Source organism: Burkholderia sp. YIM B11467, from assembly GCF_052952715.1.
Genome location: NZ_JBQVSQ010000017.1, coordinates 86,455 through 104,521 on the forward strand (window position 1 = coordinate 86,455; position 18,067 = coordinate 104,521).

The 18,067-nt window shown below is 66.7% G+C and carries 14 protein-coding genes; 12 read left to right on the plus strand and 2 right to left on the minus strand.

The genetic code is table 11. From position 1 onward, the window contains the following. Positions 1 to 87: 87 nt before the first annotated feature. From ACTRWB_RS35710 to ACTRWB_RS35730, 5 genes are all read left to right on the plus strand, one after another. Positions 88 to 816: a GntR family transcriptional regulator gene (locus ACTRWB_RS35710; RefSeq protein ID WP_129515759.1), complete on the plus strand. Its 729-nt coding sequence runs from the start codon at positions 88 to 90 to the stop codon at positions 814 to 816. A gap of 21 nt (positions 817 to 837) precedes the next feature. Beyond that, the gene (manD, locus tag ACTRWB_RS35715; RefSeq protein ID WP_446904657.1) at positions 838 to 2,046 is read left to right on the plus strand and encodes a D-mannonate dehydratase ManD; all 1,209 of its coding nucleotides are present in this window, start codon (positions 838 to 840) and stop codon (positions 2,044 to 2,046) included. Positions 2,047 to 2,075: 29 nt separating this feature from the next. Further along, complete coding sequence (locus ACTRWB_RS35720; RefSeq protein WP_446904658.1) at positions 2,076 to 3,119, plus strand: Zn-dependent oxidoreductase; 1,044 nt, start codon at positions 2,076 to 2,078, stop codon at positions 3,117 to 3,119. An 89-nt stretch (positions 3,120 to 3,208) separates the two neighbouring features. Then, a complete protein-coding gene (yiaK, locus tag ACTRWB_RS35725) occupies positions 3,209 to 4,225 on the plus strand; it encodes a 3-dehydro-L-gulonate 2-dehydrogenase (RefSeq protein ID WP_446904659.1) in 1,017 nt (338 codons plus the stop codon). A gap of 123 nt (positions 4,226 to 4,348) precedes the next feature. Further along, positions 4,349 to 5,638, plus strand: a complete 1,290-nt coding sequence (locus ACTRWB_RS35730; protein ID WP_446904660.1) for an MFS transporter — start codon at positions 4,349 to 4,351, stop codon at positions 5,636 to 5,638. A 45-nt stretch (positions 5,639 to 5,683) separates the two neighbouring features. On the opposite strand, the gene ACTRWB_RS35735 is transcribed toward ACTRWB_RS35730, so the two are convergent. Beyond that, the gene (locus tag ACTRWB_RS35735) at positions 5,684 to 7,861 is read right to left on the minus strand and encodes a TonB-dependent siderophore receptor (protein ID WP_446904661.1); all 2,178 of its coding nucleotides are present in this window, start codon (positions 7,859 to 7,861) and stop codon (positions 5,684 to 5,686) included. 414 nt (positions 7,862 to 8,275) lie between these two features. Between ACTRWB_RS35735 and ACTRWB_RS35740 the strand changes: the two genes are divergently transcribed. After that, positions 8,276 to 8,722: a hypothetical protein gene (locus tag ACTRWB_RS35740; RefSeq protein ID WP_129515754.1), complete on the plus strand. Its 447-nt coding sequence runs from the start codon at positions 8,276 to 8,278 to the stop codon at positions 8,720 to 8,722. An 18-nt stretch (positions 8,723 to 8,740) separates the two neighbouring features. Here ACTRWB_RS35740 and ACTRWB_RS35745 read toward each other — a convergent pair whose 3' ends face one another. Next, complete coding sequence (locus tag ACTRWB_RS35745) at positions 8,741 to 9,487, minus strand: TetR/AcrR family transcriptional regulator (RefSeq protein WP_446904662.1); 747 nt, start codon at positions 9,485 to 9,487, stop codon at positions 8,741 to 8,743. A gap of 170 nt (positions 9,488 to 9,657) precedes the next feature. Here ACTRWB_RS35745 and ACTRWB_RS35750 point away from each other — a divergent pair, with 170 nt between their 5' ends. The 6 genes from ACTRWB_RS35750 (at position 9,658) to ACTRWB_RS35775 (ending at position 18,001) form a co-directional block, all read left to right on the plus strand. Further along, positions 9,658 to 10,839: an isovaleryl-CoA dehydrogenase gene (locus tag ACTRWB_RS35750; protein WP_069749126.1), complete on the plus strand. Its 1,182-nt coding sequence runs from the start codon at positions 9,658 to 9,660 to the stop codon at positions 10,837 to 10,839. A 31-nt stretch (positions 10,840 to 10,870) separates the two neighbouring features. After that, the gene (locus ACTRWB_RS35755; RefSeq protein WP_129515752.1) at positions 10,871 to 12,478 is read left to right on the plus strand and encodes a carboxyl transferase domain-containing protein; all 1,608 of its coding nucleotides are present in this window, start codon (positions 10,871 to 10,873) and stop codon (positions 12,476 to 12,478) included. A 17-nt stretch (positions 12,479 to 12,495) separates the two neighbouring features. Beyond that, positions 12,496 to 13,281, plus strand: a complete 786-nt coding sequence (locus ACTRWB_RS35760) for an enoyl-CoA hydratase/isomerase family protein (protein ID WP_446904663.1) — start codon at positions 12,496 to 12,498, stop codon at positions 13,279 to 13,281. 39 nt (positions 13,282 to 13,320) lie between these two features. Further along, the gene (locus tag ACTRWB_RS35765) at positions 13,321 to 15,318 is read left to right on the plus strand and encodes an acetyl/propionyl/methylcrotonyl-CoA carboxylase subunit alpha (protein WP_446904664.1); all 1,998 of its coding nucleotides are present in this window, start codon (positions 13,321 to 13,323) and stop codon (positions 15,316 to 15,318) included. A 322-nt stretch (positions 15,319 to 15,640) separates the two neighbouring features. Then, positions 15,641 to 15,844: a hypothetical protein gene (locus ACTRWB_RS35770; protein WP_048246605.1), complete on the plus strand. Its 204-nt coding sequence runs from the start codon at positions 15,641 to 15,643 to the stop codon at positions 15,842 to 15,844. A 42-nt stretch (positions 15,845 to 15,886) separates the two neighbouring features. Further along, positions 15,887 to 18,001: a phosphocholine-specific phospholipase C gene (locus ACTRWB_RS35775; protein WP_129515749.1), complete on the plus strand. Its 2,115-nt coding sequence runs from the start codon at positions 15,887 to 15,889 to the stop codon at positions 17,999 to 18,001. Positions 18,002 to 18,067 lie beyond the last annotated feature (66 nt).

An 18,067-nucleotide genomic window follows, 5' to 3' on the forward strand; every position in this document is an offset into this window, starting at 1 on the left:
GTTATTGGTGTAAACGCCAGTTCGATCAATTTCATTGTGTTGTGTACCATGGTAGATATCGATATCAAGTCGGAAGCATCGGCAAACATGAACGAAACCGCAGCATTTGAGGAAGGCGTCGTCGTCACGGCGTTGCAGGCGTTCTCGCTGGACGAGAGCCGGTCCTATACGGAGCAGGTACACGCGCTGCTGCGCAACGCGATCGTCCGGGGCGCGCTGCCGCCGCACACCGCGTTATCCGAAGCCGTGATCTCGACCACGATCAAGGTCAGCCGCACGCCCGTGCGCGAAGCGTTCGCGCAACTGGCCGACGAGCGGCTCGTGCAGATCCACCGGAAGGTCGGCACGTTCGTCGCACCGATCTCGGTATCGCTCCTCGAGGAAGGGCGCTTCGCGCGCAGCACGCTCGAATGCGCGAACCACGTCGAACTCGCGCAGAAGATTGCGCCCGCCCAACTGACCGAGCTCGCGCGGCTCATCGACGCGCAGCGCGACGCGGTCGACGTTGGCGATGTCGATGTGTTTTTCGCGCTCGACGAGAAGATGCACGCGCGCATGTTCGAGTTCGCCGGACGGCCGCACGTGTGGGAAATGCTGCAGCCAATCAAGCGTCAGTACGATCGCGTGCGCTGGCTGCTGCTCGACGACGTCGAGGGTCACGCTCGTCTCGCGTTGCAGGAACACGAGCAGATTCTCACGCATATCGCGTCGCGCAACATGGCGCTGCTCGGCGCATCGGTCGCGACGCACGTCGACCGGATCGGCTCGCATCTGCCGGGCGTGCGCAACCGCGCGCCCCATTACTTTGTCGACTGAATCGCCCGCTGGAGGAGCGCAGTGAAAATCGAACGCTTGCAGACCATCGTCACGTGTCCGGGCCGGAACTTCGTGACGGTGAAGATCGTGACCGACGAAGGCGTCTACGGTCTCGGCGACGCGACGCTCAACGGGCGCGAGCTCGCGGTGCGCGCGTATCTGGAAGATCACGTGTTCCCGTGTCTCGTCGGCCGCGACCCACGCAACATCGAGGACATCTGGCAATACCTGTATCGCGGTGCGTACTGGCGGCGCGGGCCCGTGACGATGACGGCGATCGCCGCGATCGACATGGCGTTGTGGGACATCAAGGGCAAGCTCGCGGGCATGCCGGTCTACCAGCTGCTCGGCGGCAAGAGCCGCGACGGCCTGATGGTGTACGGCCACGCGAACGGGCGCGATCATGAAGAAGCGGTCGACGCGGTGCGCGCGCATATCGAGGAAGGCTTTCGTGCGATCCGCGTGCAGTCGGGCGTGCCGGGGCTCGACAAGGTGTACGGCGTCGGCAAGACCGCGGGCGCCTACGAACCCGCCGAAAAAGGTTTGCCGCCCGAGGAGCCGTGGGATACCGCGCTCTACCTGCGCCATACGCCGGAACTGTTCCGCAAGGTGCGCGACGCGGTCGGCGATGCGCCGCACCTGCTGCACGACGCGCATCACCGGCTCACGCCGATCGAGGCCGCGCGGCTCGGCCGCGATCTCGAGCCGCATCGTCTCTTCTGGCTGGAAGACGCGACGCCCGCCGAGAACCAGGACGCATTCCGCCTGATCCGCCAGCACACGACGACACCGCTCGCGGTCGGCGAAGTGTTCAACTCGATCTGGGATTGCAAGGACCTGATCCGCGATCAGCTGATCGACTATATCCGCGCGACGATCGTGCACGCGGGTGGGATCACGCACGTGCGGCGCATTGCCGACTACGCGGCGATGTACCAGGTGCGCACGGGCTTTCATGGCGCGACCGACCTGTCGCCGGTCTGCATGGCGGCGGCGGTCAACTTCGGGTTGTGGGCGCCGAACTTCGGCATTCAGGAACTGATGCCGCACAGCCCGCTGACCGACGAAGTGTTTCCGCACAGCTACCGCTTCGAGGACGGTTATCTCGTGATGGACGACGTGCCGGGCCTCGGCGTCGACATCGACGAGACGCTGGCCGCGAAGTATCCGTACGAGCGTGCGTACCTGCCGGTCGCCCGGTTGCGCGACGGGTCGATGTGGAACTGGTGAGCGACGAAGATCCGAAGGAGAGAACCGAAATGTTGAGCGTCGTTGTCGATCGTCCGAACAGCATGAGCGTGCGCGACGTGCCGCTGCCCGTGCCCGCCGCCGGCGAAGTGCGTGTGAAGGTCCGTTATGCGGGCATCTGCGGCTCGGACCTGCACATCTTTCACGGCAAGAATCCGTTCGTATCGTATCCGCGCATCATCGGCCACGAATTCGTCGGGACGATCGAGTCGGTCGGCGCGGGCGTCGACGCGGCGCGGCTCGGCGAGACCGTCGCGGTCGATCCCGTGATCAGCTGCGGGCATTGCCATGCGTGCACGATCGGCCGGCGCAACGTGTGCCGGCATCTGACCGTGCTCGGCGTGCATCGCGACGGCGGCTTCAGCGAGTACACCTGCGTGCCGGCCGGCAACGCGTACCGGATTCCGGCGGAAATCGCCGACACCTGCGCGGCGATCGTCGAGCCGTTCGCGGTCGCCGCGAATGCGACGTCGCGCACCGGCGTGCTGCCGGGCGACGTCGCGCTGATCTATGGCGCGGGCACGGTCGGGCTGACGATCCTGCAGGTGCTCAAGCGCGTGTACGGCATTCGCGCGTTCATCACCGACCGGCTCGATGCGCGCCTGCAGCTCGCGCGCAAGTGCGGCGCGGCGGAGGACGAGATCATCAACACGAGCGTCGAGTCGCTTCCCGACGCGCTCGAGAAGCGCGGCGTCGATGGCGGCCCGACGCTGATCTTCGACGCGGTCTGCCATCCGTCGATTCTGGAACAGGCCGTGCGGCTCGCGGCGCCGGCGGGCCGGATCGGCGTGCTCGGGTTCTCGTCGGAACCGTCGGCGATCGTGCAAGCGGAACTGACGAAGAAGGAACTCACGCTCGCCGCGTCGCGGCTAAATTGCGCGATGTTCCCGCAAGTCATCGACTGGATCGGTCGCGGCCTGATCCAGCCCGAGCATATCGTCACCCACAAGGTCGGTTTCCGCGATGTCGCGCAGGCGTTCGAGATGGCCGAGCAGCGGCCTGCCGAGAGCTGCAAGATCCTGCTCGATTTCGCGGGCGATTTCACGGGCGATTAACGAGCGATACCGGCTCGCGCCGCGAGCCGGGGCGGCGGCATCCGGTGCCGGATCGAACCGCATCACAAGAACTTCAGGAGACAGGCAAGATGATCCGAATTCCGTTCGAGGAGTTGCAGGGCGCCATTTATCTCGCGCTCCTGAATGCGGGCATGAACGAGCACGACGCCGGCATCTGCGCACGGGTGCATGCCGAGGCGACCTGCGACGGCGTCAACTCCCACGGCATCAATCGCGTCGCGCGCTTCGTCGACTACGTCCGCAAGGGCTGGGTGAATCTGCAAGGCGTCCCCACGCCGGTCAAGCGCTTCGGCGCGATCGAGATCCTGGACGGCAACCGCGGCCCCGGCATTCTCAATGCGTTGTCCGCGACCGAGCGTGCGATGGCGATCGCGGCCGAGCACGGCGTCGGCATCGTCGCGCTGCGCAATACGACGCACTGGATGCGCGGCGGCACGTATGGCTGGCACGCGGCCGATCGCGGCTACATCGCGATCTGCTGGACGAATACCGAATCCTGCATGCCGGGCTGGGGTGCGAAAAAACCGCGCGTCGGCAACAACCCGTTCGTGATGGCGGTGCCGCGGGACAAAGGCCCTATCGTGCTCGACATGGCCATGTCGCAGTACTCGTACGGAAAACTGCAGGCGACCCGCCTCAAGGGTAAAAACATGCCGTTTCCCGCCGGTTTCGACAGCGAAGGAAAGCTGACTGCGGAGCCCGGCCCGATCGAGGCGTCGATGCGGATCCTGCCGATGGGGTACTGGAAGGGCTCGGGATTCGCGATCATGCTCGACGTGCTGGCCGCCGTGCTGTCGGAGGGGCTGGCGACGAACGGGATCGATGCCGTGCAGCAGGGCAGCTGCACCGGCTGCTCGCAGGTCTTCATCCTGATCGACCCGCGCAAGCTGGGCGGCGAAGCGTTCACGAACGAGGTCGCCGACGGCGTCGCCGATTACGTGAATACGTCGGAACTCGCGGAAGACAGCCGCGAGGTGCTGTATCCCGGCCAAAGCGCGCTGCGGACCCGCATCGAACAGCGGCAGCAGGGCGTCGCCGTCGACGACGGCATCTGGGCCGACGTGCTCGCGCTGGCGGAGCAGTGAGGTCAGCGCATTCGTGACGCGGCGCCGGCAGGCAGCGCGGCCCGCAACGGGATTGCGAAACGAACCGGCGTAGGATCGAATCCATCGCCGCCGAAGCTCTTGTTTTCATCGGGAGAACTGATGATGAAGGCGGACGTAACGCTCGCGCTCGGCGCAAGCACCGAAACACTGCACGAAGACGCGTTGTACCGGAAGGTGGTACTGAGGATCGTCCCGCTGTTTTTCCTCGGCTTCATCATGTCCTATCTGGACCGCGTGAACATCGGTTTTGCCAAACTGCAGATGGCGGCCGATTTCGGCCTGACGAATGCGTCCTTCGCGCTCGGCGCGAGCGTGTTCTTCTGGGGCTATATGCTGTTCGAGATTCCGAGCAACCTGATCCTCCGGCGGGTCGGCGCACGCGCATGGATTGCGCGGATCATGATCACGTGGGGGATCGTGTCGACCCTGATGATCTTCTCGAGGAACGAAGCCGCGTTCTATTCGCTGCGCTTCCTGCTTGGCGTCTGCGAGGCCGGTTTCGTGCCGGGCGTGATGTATTACACGAACACGTGGCTGCCCGCCCGGCGCCAGAGCGGCATGTATTCGCTGTTCTTGATGGCGTTGCCGATTGCCGTCGTGTTCGGTGCGCCGCTGTCCGGCGCGATCCTGGAGACGATGAACGGCGTGGCCGGCATCAAGGGATGGCAGTGGCTGTTCCTGCTCGAAGGGTTGCCGTCCGCGGTGCTGGGCGTCGTGATCCTGGCGCTGCTGCGGAACCGGCCGGCCGACGTCGATTGGCTGACGCCGCGCGAGAAGCAGATCATCGAGGCGAATGTCGCGAAGGAGGCGGCATTCAAGTCGCATCGCGTCGCGGATGCATTCCGGACACCGAAGATCTATGCGCTGATCGTCGTGATGATCCTCTTCAACACCGCTTTCTACGGGCTGACATTCTGGATGCCGACGCTGTTTCATGACGCCGGTGTCGCGAACAGCCTGGATGTCGGACTGTTCACGGCCATCCCGTTCGGCGTCGCGGCGATCTGCATGTACGTGAACGCGAAGGTCGCGGAGAAGTCCGGGCGGCTGCGCCGGCACGGCGTGGTGCCGGTCGCGCTGGCCGCCGTCGGCCTGTTCGTCGCGACCGTGGCGCACGACAGCTTCTGGCTCGCGCTGGTCATGCTGACCGTCGCGACGTCGGGCATCCTGTCGCTGATGCCGATCTACTGGACGCTGCCGGGACGCGTGCTGTCCGGTGCGGCCGCGGCGGCCGGCCTCGCACTGATCAACGCGTGCGGGAGCCTGTCCGGGATCCTCGGCGCGATGATCATCGGTTACGCGGGCATCCGGACCGGCATGGCGATCCTGGCAGGCTTCCTGTTGCTGTGCAGCGTCGTGTTCTACCGGGTCTGTCCGCCGACGGCGGAATGACGTCGCGCCGGGCCCGGTTTCCGGCCGCCCAGGCTGCCCCGGCCGTTAGAACGACACCGTCGTCGTCAGCGTGACGAGCCGCGGTTCGCCGACCGCGACGATCAGGTTGTTGTTGCTCGACGGGTAGTAGGTCTTGTCGAGCAGGTTCTTCACGTTGAGCTGGATGCGTGTCGGGAACTTGCCGATCGTCGTTTCGTAGGCCGCGAACGCGTCGACCGTCACGTAACCGGGCAGCGTGAAGCTGTTCGCGGTATCGCCGGGGCGTGCGCCGACGAGGCGTGCGCCGCCGCCGAAGCGCCAGCGGCCGGGCAGGTTCGCGATCGCCGTGTCGTACACCGCGAACAGGCTGCCCGTATGGCGCGCGACGTTGACGAGCGGCGTGTTGCTGTCGCGATCGTTCGCGTTCGTGTATGCGTAGCTGCCGATCACGCTCAGGTGACGCGTAATCTGCCCCGCGACGTCGAGCTCGATCCCGCGCGAGCGCGCGGTGCCGATCGTCGACGTGATGTCGCCCACCGTGACCGCGACATTGCGCTTGTCGATCTGGTAGACCGCGAGCGTGCCCGTGATCGCGGGCTTCAGGCTGAACTTCAGGCCGGCTTCGAGCACGCGGCCGTATTCCGGCGCGAGCGGCGCGGTGACGTTCGTTGCGACGTTCGGCTTGAACGAGCGGCTCACGTTCGCATACGCGGTCAGCGCCGGCGTGAGCGCATACGCGAGCCCGAACTGCGGCAGCCAGACATTGCCGCGCGAGCGGTCGGCGAACACGAACGGCCGGCCCATCCCCGATTCCTGCTGCCAGTTTTCCCAGCGCAGCCCGCCCACGGCGGTCAGCCGGTCGGTGAGCTTCACCGAGTCCTGCACGACCATCGAATACGCATGCACCACCGAACGCGAGTCGCTTTGTTTCGGGTTCGGCGTGCCGCCCGGCGCGAGCAGGCCGTACACGGGATCGTAGAGATTGAAGCCCGTCGTCGCCTTGCCGCGGATCGTGTCGCCGCGGAAGCTGCGCTGCCGCTCGTATTCGCCGCCGACGTAGAGCGCGTGGTTCATCCCGGCGAGCGTCATGTTGCCGAGCAGGCCCAGTGTGGCGATCTGGTCGGAATCGTTGCGCCCGAGGTTCGCATCGGATGAGCGCGTCATTGCGCCCGTCTTGCTGTTGAACGCGGTGGCGCGGGTGATGTACTGGTCGTAGCGGTCGCGGCCCCAGCCGTAGGTTGCACGCATGCGCCACGCGTCGGAGAAGCGGTGCTCGATGCGTGCGCGCAGCGTTTCCTGGATGCCGCTGCTTTGCGACCACGCTTCCTCGTAACGGCGGTAGCGCAGCGCATCGTCGAGCTGGCCGTTCACGAGCACGGTGCCGCGATTGAACGGCGTCGTGTAGTCGACGTACTGGTAGCTGACGTCGATCGACGTGTTCGCGTCGTGCCACGCCAGCGCGGGCGCGATCAGCGCGTCGCGCTGGCGGCCGAAGCTGCGCCAGTAGCGGCTCGTGTCGTATTCGCCGGTCAGCCGGAACGCGAGCGTGCCGCCCGCGACCTGGCCGGGCTTGCCGAGCGGGCCCGTGAGATCGAACAGCGCGCTGCTGCCGCCGTGGCTCGTGCGCGATGCCGAGATCGAGCCGCCGAACGTGTCTTCCGGCTTGCGCGTGACGAGGTTGATCACGCCGCCCGGGTCCTGCATCCCGTACAGCAGTGACGCCGGGCCCTTCAGCACTTCGACGCGGTCGATCGTCGCGAGATAGCTGTGCAGCACCGGCGTGCGCACGCCGTCGACGAGCACCGAGCCGTCGTTGTTCGACCCGAAGCCGCGCTTGGTGAACGCGTCGCGCGTGCCGCCGAGCGTGTTGGTCTGCGTGACGCCGCTGATGTTGCCGAGCACGTCGTCGAGCGAGCGCGCCTGCTGATCCTGCATCACGGCGCTGCTGACCACCGCGACCGATTGCGGAATCTCCTTGAGCGAACGGTCGTCGCCGCCCGCGATGCTAGTGGTGCGCGGCTGATAGCCGATCGTCGGATCGACGGCCGCCGATGCGTTGACGCTGATGGCCGGGAGTTCGTGTTCGGCGGACGTCGTGGCGGTCGATGCGGCGGGTGCTGTGTCCGCGCGCTCGGCGGTGGCGGCATGCGTGCCGCTCGCGACGCACAGGGTGATCAGGGCAGGCAGGCTTGTGCGCCACGGACGAAGGGTCCGGGCGCGGCGGGGCGTTCGACGGGATGGCATGAATCGATGCAGGACGGAGTACTAAGGATCGGGTCGCGGGCCGCAGCGTGTCGCCGCAACCAGGATGCGCATGATATATGTAATGAGAATCATTTGCAATTGTAATGAGGCGATCGGCAGTGCATGGGCCTTGGTTGCCGGGCCGTCGGCCGTCTGCTACCGTAGCGCCCAAAATCAGACGCAGTGAAATTCAACGAGAGAGCCGGGGGCCGCACATGTCATCTTCTTGTCACGTCGCGTTCAGCGCGACGCTGCGCACCGCATTCGACCATGCGGGTGGTGAAGTGATCGCAGCCGTGTTCCGCCATTCGAACGATTAAAAGCGGCAGCGCATCCATCGGGCGTTGTGCCGGGCAGCCGGCGCAGCGCCGACGTCAGTCACTTCAACCACCGAGCTAGACGGGAGACCACCCAATGAAAAAGATTTCCGCGCCGTTCGCGGCGGCCGCGCTTGCGGCGTGCACCATGCTGGCGGGCGTTCACCAGACCGCTTTTGCAGCACCGGACGGCGAGCCCGCGATCGACGCGCATTACGGCGCCGTGATCGAGGCCTACACACAGGACATGGCCGCCGCGAAAACGAAATACGACGGCAAGCGCCTGGCGTTCGTCGGCGCCGTGATCCGGATGGGCAGCGACCCGGGCGGCACGTATTTCGGCGCGCTGACGTCCGACGGCGAACAGTTCGACACGCATTTCGACGTGGCCGACCAGGATGCGCTGAAACCGAAATTTCCCGGCGGCGAGATCAAGCCGTTCACGGCGTCCTCGAGTTTCCGGTTCAGCTGCGTGAACGAAGGTTATATCGATGCGCCGGTGTTGCCGGGGCTGAAGCTGGCCCACTGCCGCCTCGCCAACTGACCGGCGTGGCGCGGCGCGCTATGCGCGCGTGCTTTCGCCTTCCAGCCGCCGCACGGCTTCCGCCACTTCGTTCCTGAAGCGCACGAGCGCCGCCTGCTCCGGCGCGGGCGGCTGCACGGCGGCCCACAGCATGTCGATCAGCTGCGTGGCCGTCGTTTCCGTATCGAGCTTGCGGTGCCCGAGGATCGCATCCCACAGCACGTGCTCGATCGGCCCGAACACCATCGAGCGCAGCAGGCTCAGCGGCAGGTCCGCGCGAACCTGCCCGGCCGCCTGGCCGCGCGCGAGCACGTCCATCAGCGGCGCCGTGTAGCGGCGCTGCAGCGCGGTGAGCTCGTCGCTCAGCGCATGCTGCTTCGCGCGGCCTTCCGACAGCACCAGCGCGCACAGCCCCGTGCCGTTCACGAGCATCAGCCGCAGGTGGGTGCGCACGATGAACGCGAACTGCTGCTGCACCGACGCCTCCTGCGGCATCCCGTGCTCGAACGCGGCGATGATTTCGTCGTACCAATCCGCGATGACGCGTGCGCACAGTTCGCGCTTGCCGCGGAAGTAGCTGAACACCGTTGCCTCCGACACGCCCACGTGCTGCGCGATCTCGGCGGCCGTCGCATGCTCGTAACCCTTTTCGGCGAACACTTCACGGCCGGCGCGCAGAATGTCCTGCACGCGCTGCTGGGATTTGCGCCCGGCGGGCGCGCGCGGCGCGTCGGCGCGGTCGGCTTTGACGGTGTCGGTCATGGTGTCGGCGGTAGCGGCTGTCATCTCCGCATGATATCTGAGTGTCACTCAAAAAACTATTGACGCCGAACCCGACGAGGCGCGAAACTGTGCAAAATTTCCGCTGTATTGGTCAATGAATCGGCGCATTCATTCGATCTGAGCGAAACTCAGAAATCGGTGAGTGCAACACACTTTCTGGAGACGGAGGAGACATGATCAACCTGCCCGGCGTGCAATTCATGCTCGGTGAAGACATCGAGATGCTGCGCGATGCCGTCGCGACGTTCGCGGCGAAGGAAATCACGCCGCGCGCGGCGGAGGTCGACCGCACCGACCAGTTTCCGATGGATCTGTGGAAGAAGTTCGGCGATCTCGGCGTGCTCGGCATGACGGTGGCCGAGGAATACGGCGGCGCGAACATGGGCTACACGGCACACATGGTCGCGATGGAGGAGATCTCGCGCGCATCGGCGTCGATCGGCCTGTCGTACGGCGCGCACTCGAACCTGTGCGTGAACCAGATTCACCGCAACGGCACCGAAGCGCAGAAGCAGAAATACCTGCCGAAGCTCGTGTCGGGCGAACACATCGGCGCGCTCGCGATGAGCGAGCCGAACGCCGGCTCCGACGTCGTCAGCATGAAGCTGCGCGCCGACAAGCGCGGCGATCGCTACGTGCTGAACGGCACGAAGATGTGGATCACCAACGGCCCCGATTGCGACACGCTCGTCGTCTACGCGAAGACGGATATCGAAGCGAATTCGCGCGGCATCACCGCGTTCATCGTCGAGAAGGGGATGAAGGGCTTTTCGGTCGCGCAGAAGCTCGACAAGCTCGGCATGCGCGGCTCGCACACGGGCGAGCTCGTGTTCCAGGATGTCGAAGTGCCGGAAGAGAACATCCTCGGCCAGCTCAACGGCGGCGTGAAGGTGCTGATGAGCGGCCTCGACTACGAGCGCGCGGTGCTGTCGGGCGGCCCGACGGGCATCATGGCCGCGTGCCTCGACGCGGTCGTGCCGTATATCCACGATCGCAAGCAGTTCGGCCAGTCGATCGGCGAATTCCAGCTGATCCAGGGCAAGGTCGCCGACATGTACACCACGTTCCAGGCGTGCCGCGCGTACCTGTACGCGGTCGGTCGCCATCTCGACTCGGCGGGCAGCGACCACATTCGCCAGGTGCGCAAGGACTGCGCGGGCGTGATCCTCTATACGGCGGAGAAGGCAACGTGGATGGCCGGCGAGGCGATCCAGATCCTCGGCGGCAACGGCTACATCAACGAATACCCGGTCGGCCGCCTGTGGCGCGATGCGAAGCTGTACGAGATCGGCGCCGGCACGAGCGAGATCCGCCGGATGCTGATCGGCCGCGAGCTGTTCGCGGAAACGATGTAACGCCCCACGTCACGCGAACGGAGCCCCGTCGATGCCGATCATCGAATCCAAATTGAACCCGCGTTCGGAAGATTTCCGTGCGAACGCCGCGGCGCTCGAGGCGGTCGTCGCCGACCTGCGCGCGAAGATCGAACAGCTCGCGCAGGGCGGCGGCCAGGCCGCGCGCGACAAACACCTGTCGCGCGGCAAGCTGCTGCCGCGCGACCGCATCGCGCAACTGCTCGATCCGGGTGCGCCGTTCCTCGAGCTGTCGCAGCTCGCGGCGAACGGCATGTACAACGACGACGCGCCGGGCGCGGGCGTCATCACCGGGATCGGCCGGATCGCGGGCCGCGAGTGCGTGATCGTGTGCAACGATGCGACGGTCAAGGGCGGCACCTACTACCCGGTCACCGTGAAGAAGCACGTGCGCGCGCAGGAAATCGCCGCGGAAAACCGGCTGCCGTGCGTGTACCTCGTCGATTCGGGCGGCGCGAACCTGCCGAACCAGGACGACGTGTTCCCCGATCGCGACCACTTCGGCCGCATCTTCTTCAACCAGGCGACGATGTCGGCGGCGGGGATCGCGCAGATCGCCGTCGTGATGGGCTCGTGCACGGCGGGCGGCGCGTATGTGCCGGCGATGAGCGACGAGTCGATCATCGTGAAGGACCAGGGCACGATTTTCCTCGGCGGCCCGCCGCTCGTGAAGGCCGCGACCGGCGAGGAAGTGAGCGCCGAGGATCTCGGCGGCGGCGACGTGCACACGCGCCTGTCGGGCGTGGCCGACCACCTCGCGCAGAACGACGCGCATGCGCTGTCGATCGCGCGCAACATCGTCGATCACCTCGCGCCGAAGATCGCGTCGCCGGTGGCGTTGCGCGAGCCGAAGCTGCCGCGCTACGACGCGAAGAGCCTGTACGGCGTGATTCCCGTCGATACGCGCAAGCCGTTCGACGTGCGCGAGGTGATTGCGCGCATCGTCGACGATTCCGAGTTTGACGAATTCAAGGCGCGCTACGGCACGACGCTCGTCACGGGCTTCGCGCACATCTGGGGCCACCCGGTCGGGATCGTCGCGAACAACGGCATCCTGTTTTCCGAATCGGCCGTGAAGGGCGCGCATTTCATCGAGCTGTGCTGCCAGCGCAAGATCCCGCTCGTGTTCCTGCAGAACATCACGGGCTTCATGGTCGGGCGCAAGTACGAGAACGAAGGCATCGCGCGGCACGGCGCGAAGATGGTGACGGCCGTATCGAACGCGAAGGTGCCGAAGTTCACCGTGATCATCGGCGGCTCGTTCGGCGCCGGCAACTACGGGATGTGCGGCCGCGCATTCGGGCCGCGTTTCCTGTGGATGTGGCCGAACGCCCGCATTTCGGTGATGGGCGGCGAGCAGGCTGCGTCGGTGCTCGCGACCGTGCGCCGCGACGGCATCGAGGCGAAGGGCGGTTCGTGGTCGACCGACGAAGAGGAAGCGTTCAAGCAGCCGATCCGCGACCAGTACGAGCGCCAGGGCCATCCGTATTACGCGAGCGCGCGGTTGTGGGATGACGGCGTGATCGACCCCGCGCAGACGCGCGACGTGCTCGGGCTCGGCCTGGCCGCGTCGATGAACGCGCCGATCGACGACACGCGCTTCGGCGTGTTCCGGATGTAACGAGCAAGGAGCGGACGATGCGATACGAAACCATCAAGGTAGTCGAAGCGAATCGCGTGGCGACCGTCACGCTCGCGCGTCCCGACGTGCGCAACGCGTTCAACGAGACGACGATCGCCGAGCTGACCACCGCGTTCGAATGGCTCGATGCGCACGCCGGCGTGCGCGCGATCGTGCTCGCGGCGGAAGGCACCGCGTTCTGCGCAGGCGCGGACCTGAACTGGATGAAGAAGATGGCCGGTTACTCGGACGACGAGAACCGCGCCGACGCGCGCAAGCTCGCGCGGATGCTCGAGGCGATCCATCGCTGCGGCAAGCCGGTGATCGCGCGCGTGCATGGCGACGCGTATGCGGGCGGCGTGGGCCTCGTCGCGGCGGCCGATATCGCGATCGCCGCCGACGGCGTGAAGTTCTGTCTGTCGGAAGCGCGGCTCGGGCTGATTCCCGCGACGATCGCGCCGTACGTCGTGCGCGCGATGGGCGAGCGCGCGGCGCGCCGCTACTTCACGACGGCCGAGGTGTTCGACAGCGCGCGTGCGGCGTCGCTCGGCTTCATTCACGACGCTGTGCCGGCCGACGCGCTCGACGATACGGTCGCGAAGCTGGCCGCGGCGCTGGTCGCGAACGGCCCCGACGCGGTGCGCGCATGCAAGCAGCTCGTCACCGACGTGGCCGGCCGCGCGCTCGACGCGACGTTGATCGAGCAGACCGCCGACTGGATCGCGCGGACCCGCGCCGGCGCGGAAGCGCGCGAAGGGATCGCGTCCTTCTTCGAAAAGCGCACGCCGTCGTGGCGTGAATGACGCCCTCGTGACCCACACTTTCCGGACGACACCGAAGCCATGTTCGACAAGATTCTGATCGCCAACCGCGGCGAAATCGCGTGCCGCGTCGCCGCGACGTGCAAACGTCTCGGGATCGCGAGCGTCGCCGTCTATTCCGACGCGGATGCGAACGCGAAACACGTGGCCGCGTGCGACGAAGCCGTGCACATCGGCGGCTCGGCCGCCGCGGACAGCTACCTGCGCATCGAGCGCATCATCGAAGCCGCTCGCGCAACGGGTGCGCAGGCGATCCACCCTGGCTACGGCTTCCTGTCGGAGAACGAGGATTTCGCGCATGCGTGCGAAGCGGCCGGCATCGCGTTCATCGGGCCGCCGGTCGACGCGATCGCGGCGATGGGGTCGAAGGCCGCCGCGAAGGCGCTGATGCACGCGGCGGCCGTGCCGCTCGTGCCCGGTTATCACGGCGACGACCAGGACGCGGCCTACCTGCATCGCGAAGCGGATGAGATCGGTTACCCGGTGCTGCTGAAGGCGAGCGCGGGCGGCGGCGGCAAGGGGATGCGCGTGGTCGAGCGCTCCGACGATTTCCCCGCGGCGCTAGCGTCGTGCCAGCGCGAAGCGGCGAGCAGCTTCGGCAACGACCGCGTGCTGATCGAGAAATACCTGACGCGTCCGCGCCACGTCGAGGTGCAGGTGTTCGGCGACACGCACGGCAATACCGTGTACCTGTTCGACCGCGACTGCTCGGTGCAGCGCCGTCACCAGAAGGTGCTCGAGGAAGCGCCGGCGCCGGGCCTGCCCGACGACCTGCGCCGCGCGATGGGCGAGGCGGCCGTCGCGGCCGCGCGCGCGGTCGCTTATGTCGGCGCGGGCACCGTCGAGTTCATCATGACGGGCGACGCGTTCTACTTCATGGAAATGAACACGCGCCTGCAGGTCGAGCATCCGGTCACCGAGATGGTCACGGGGCTCGACCTCGTCGAATGGCAGCTGCGCGTCGCGTCCGGCGAGCCGTTGCCACTGAAGCAGGACGAGCTGCGCGTGCAGGGCCACGCGCTCGAGGCGCGCCTTTACGCGGAGAATCCCGGGCGCGGCTTCCTGCCGTCCACCGGCACGCTGAAGCACCTGCGGCTGCCGGCCGGCGTCGAGTTCGCCATCGGCGCGGCGGTGCGTGTCGACAGCGGCGTGCGCGAAGGCGATGCGATCACGCCGTTCTACGATCCGATGATCGCGAAGCTGATCGTCCACGGCGCCGACCGCGCGGAAGCGCTGGGCCTGATGCTGCGTGCGCTGCGCGCATGCGAGGTGGTGGGCCTGCATACGAATGCCGCGTTCCTGCAGCGGATCGTCGCGTGCGAACCGTTCGCGACGGCCGACCTCGACACGGGCCTGATCGAGCGCAACCACGACGCGCTGTTCGCGCCGCAACAGCCGCCGCGTGCAATGCTCGCGCTGGCCTGCGCGGCGCTCCTCGCACGCGAGCGCGGGGCGGTCGCGCATCGTGCATCGCCGTGGGGCGCGCTGCCGGACTGGCGGCTGAACGGCGGTTATCGCCGCACGCTCGAATGGCATGCGACCGATCGCGAAGCGGACCTGACGGTCGCGTATGAGGACGACGGCGCCGGTGCACGCATCGCGGCCGGCGACGAAGCCGCGCAGCCGTTCGTGTGGACGCGCGGCGCCACGCCGCTCGATTTCGACGTGACGCTCGGCGGTGTGCGCAGCAGCGGCCGCGTGGTTGCGGACGGCGACACGTTCCATGTGTTCACGCAGGGCGCGGCCGAGACGTTCGAATGGCGCAACCTGATCGCGCATGCGGGCGACGTCGAGCAGGGCGGCGGACGGCTCACCGCGCCGATGCCCGGCAAGGTGATCGCGGTGCTGGTCGAGCCCGGCCAGAAAGTCGAAGCCGGCACGCCGCTGATCGTGATGGAAGCGATGAAGATGGAGCACACGATCGGCGCGCCGAGCGCGGGCGTCGTTGCCGAAGTGCTGTACGGTGTCGGCGACCAGGTCGCGGATGGCGCGCAGTTGCTGATGATGGCGGAAGGCTGAGTCGGGCCTTCTCGTTGTGCGCGGGCCGGCGGCTACGGTTGCCGGCCCGCGCAAACCGCTTCGCGATTCACCGCATGCGCGTTGTCGCTATGGCACCGCATCGATCGTCACGGCACGCGTGAGCAGTGCGAATCTTTCGATTGCATTACGCGCCACACACGACGTATCCCGCCACACCCTCACGTGTCTCCGTTCGCGAGCACGTCGACCTCTGCCTGCACGCGACACCGTTGTGTAACACGTGGTAATTAGCATCTCGGCGACGATATGACCGGCGCGGGTCCGCGTTCGTGTCACGTCATCACATCCACGGAGATACGTTATGCGAAAGTCGGCCCTCCGGCCCTTCGCGGTCGTTGGCTCGCTCACGCTGATCGCACTCCTCAGCGCCTGCGGCGACGACCTGACCACCGACCCCGCGCCCGTCGCACAGCAGAAGGCCGCGTGCGGCGGCGCCGCCGTCGCCACCGCGCAGATGCACTGCCCGCCGGGTTTCACCGCGCCTGCATCCTCGCCCGCTTCCTGATACCGGCCGTTCCCACCAGAAATCCAATCAAGAGCAACCAGCATGGCCACCCATTCGCGACGCGATTTTCTGAAGTTCTCCGCCGGCCTCGCCGGCGCGACCGCCGCCACCGCACTGCTTCCCGAATCGATCCGCAAGGCGCTTGCGATCGAGCCGAATACCGTGACGGGCACGATCCAGGATGTGCAGCACATCGTCGTGTTCATGCAGGAGAACCGCTCGTTCGACCACTACCTCGGTCACCTGAGCGGCGTGCGCGGCTACAACGACCGATTCCCGGTCACGCTGCCGAACGGCAAGCCGGTCTGGTTCCAGCCGCGACAGGAAGACAAGACGAGCGTGATCGCGCCGTTCCGCTACGACACGACCGTCCCGGGCGTCAACGCGCAGTGCATCGGCGGCCTGCCGCATACGTGGGCGACGACGCATGGCGCGATCGACAACGGCCGTGCGGACCAATGGGCGGTGCAGAAGTCGAACATGACGATGGGCTATCACGTCCGCGACGACATTCCGTTCCATTACGCGCTCGCGGATGCGTTCACCGTGTGCGACAACTACTTCTGCTCGATTCCGGGCAACACGCACCCGAACCGCATGTACCTGATGACGGGCATGGTCGATCCGCTCGGCACGGGCGGCGGCCCGCTGCTCGACAACACCGACTACATCGACAACCAGTTCGACAAGATCCAGTTGCCGCCCTTCAGCTGGACGACTTATCCGGAGCGCCTCGAGAAAGCGGGCATCTCGTGGCAGATCTACCAGCAGGGCACCGGGTTCGACAACTTCACCGGCAACTACGGCACGAACATGCTGGCGTGCTTCAACAACTTCGTGAATGCGCCGGCCGGTTCGTCGCTGCAGACGCGCGGGATGAGCACGCGCTCGATCACGCAGCTGAAAGCCGACGTGCAGGCGAACGCGCTGCCGCAGGTCTCGTGGCTGCTGCCGCCCGCCGCGTATTCGGAACATCCGAAGTTCACGCCGCTCTACGGCGCGTATTACCTGTCGAACATTCTCGATGCGCTGACGTCGAATCCGGACGTGTGGAGCAAGACCGTCCTGCTCATCATGTACGACGAGAACGACGGTTTCTTCGATCACGTCGTGCCGCCGTCGGCACCGACGCTGCCGGGCTCCGGCATGAGCACCGTGGACGTGTCGCTCGAGCGGCACAACGTCGTGACGTCGACGCAGACGGGCACGTACACGGCCGACAACCTGCCGTACGGCCTCGGCCCGCGCGTGCCGATGTTCGTCGTCTCGCCGTGGTCGAAGGGCGGCTTCGTGTGCTCGCAGGTCTTCGATCACACGTCGGTGCTGCAATTCATCGAGAAGCGCTTCGGCGTGGTGGAAACCAACATCTCGCCGTGGCGCCGCGCGATCTGCGGCGACCTGACGTCGGCGCTCGACTTCTCGAAATCGGATGCGACGGTGCCGACCCTGCCGAGTACGCAGGCGTATGTCGCGCAGGCGGACCTGCAATGTTCGCGCGCATCGTCGCAGACCGCGCCGGCCAGCACCGCGCAGCAGGTCGTGACGGCGCAGGAACCCGGCACGCGGCCGGCGCGTGCGCTGCCGTACGAATTGCACGTCACCGGCCAGCTCGGCGCGCAAGGTTACGCGCTGACGTTTGCGAACACCGGCACGCAAGGTGCGCACTTCTGGGTCTATACGGGTGACCCCACCGCAATGCCGCGCCGCTACACGGTCGAAGCGGGCAAGCAACTGACCGATACGTGGGCGCTCGATGCGAACGGCAACTACCTGGTGAGCGTGTGGGGCCCGAACGGCTATTTCCGGCGCTTCGCGGGGTCCGCCGCCGCGGATGCCGGCGCGAAGCCTGAAATCACGCCGTGCTACGACGCCGCCAACGGCGACGTCTACGTGACGCTCGCCAATGCGGGCGCCAGCGCGCTGACGGTCACGGCGACCGATGTCGCGTACGGCGGGCCGGCGCGCACGCTGACGATTCCGCCGGGGCAGCGCATCGAAGCGCACTGGGATCTGTCGTGCAGCAGCCACTGGTACGATCTGCAGTTCGCGGTCGCGGGAAATACGGGCTGGACGCGCCGCATCGCGGGGCACGTCGAAACCGGCAAGGCCAGCTTGACCGACCCGGCCGCCGTCGCGCCGACCACCACGCCGGTCTGACGGCAAGCGACGCGCGCCGGCTGGTAGGCATCCAGCCGGCGCAGTCGCTCGTGGTTCTTATTCCGG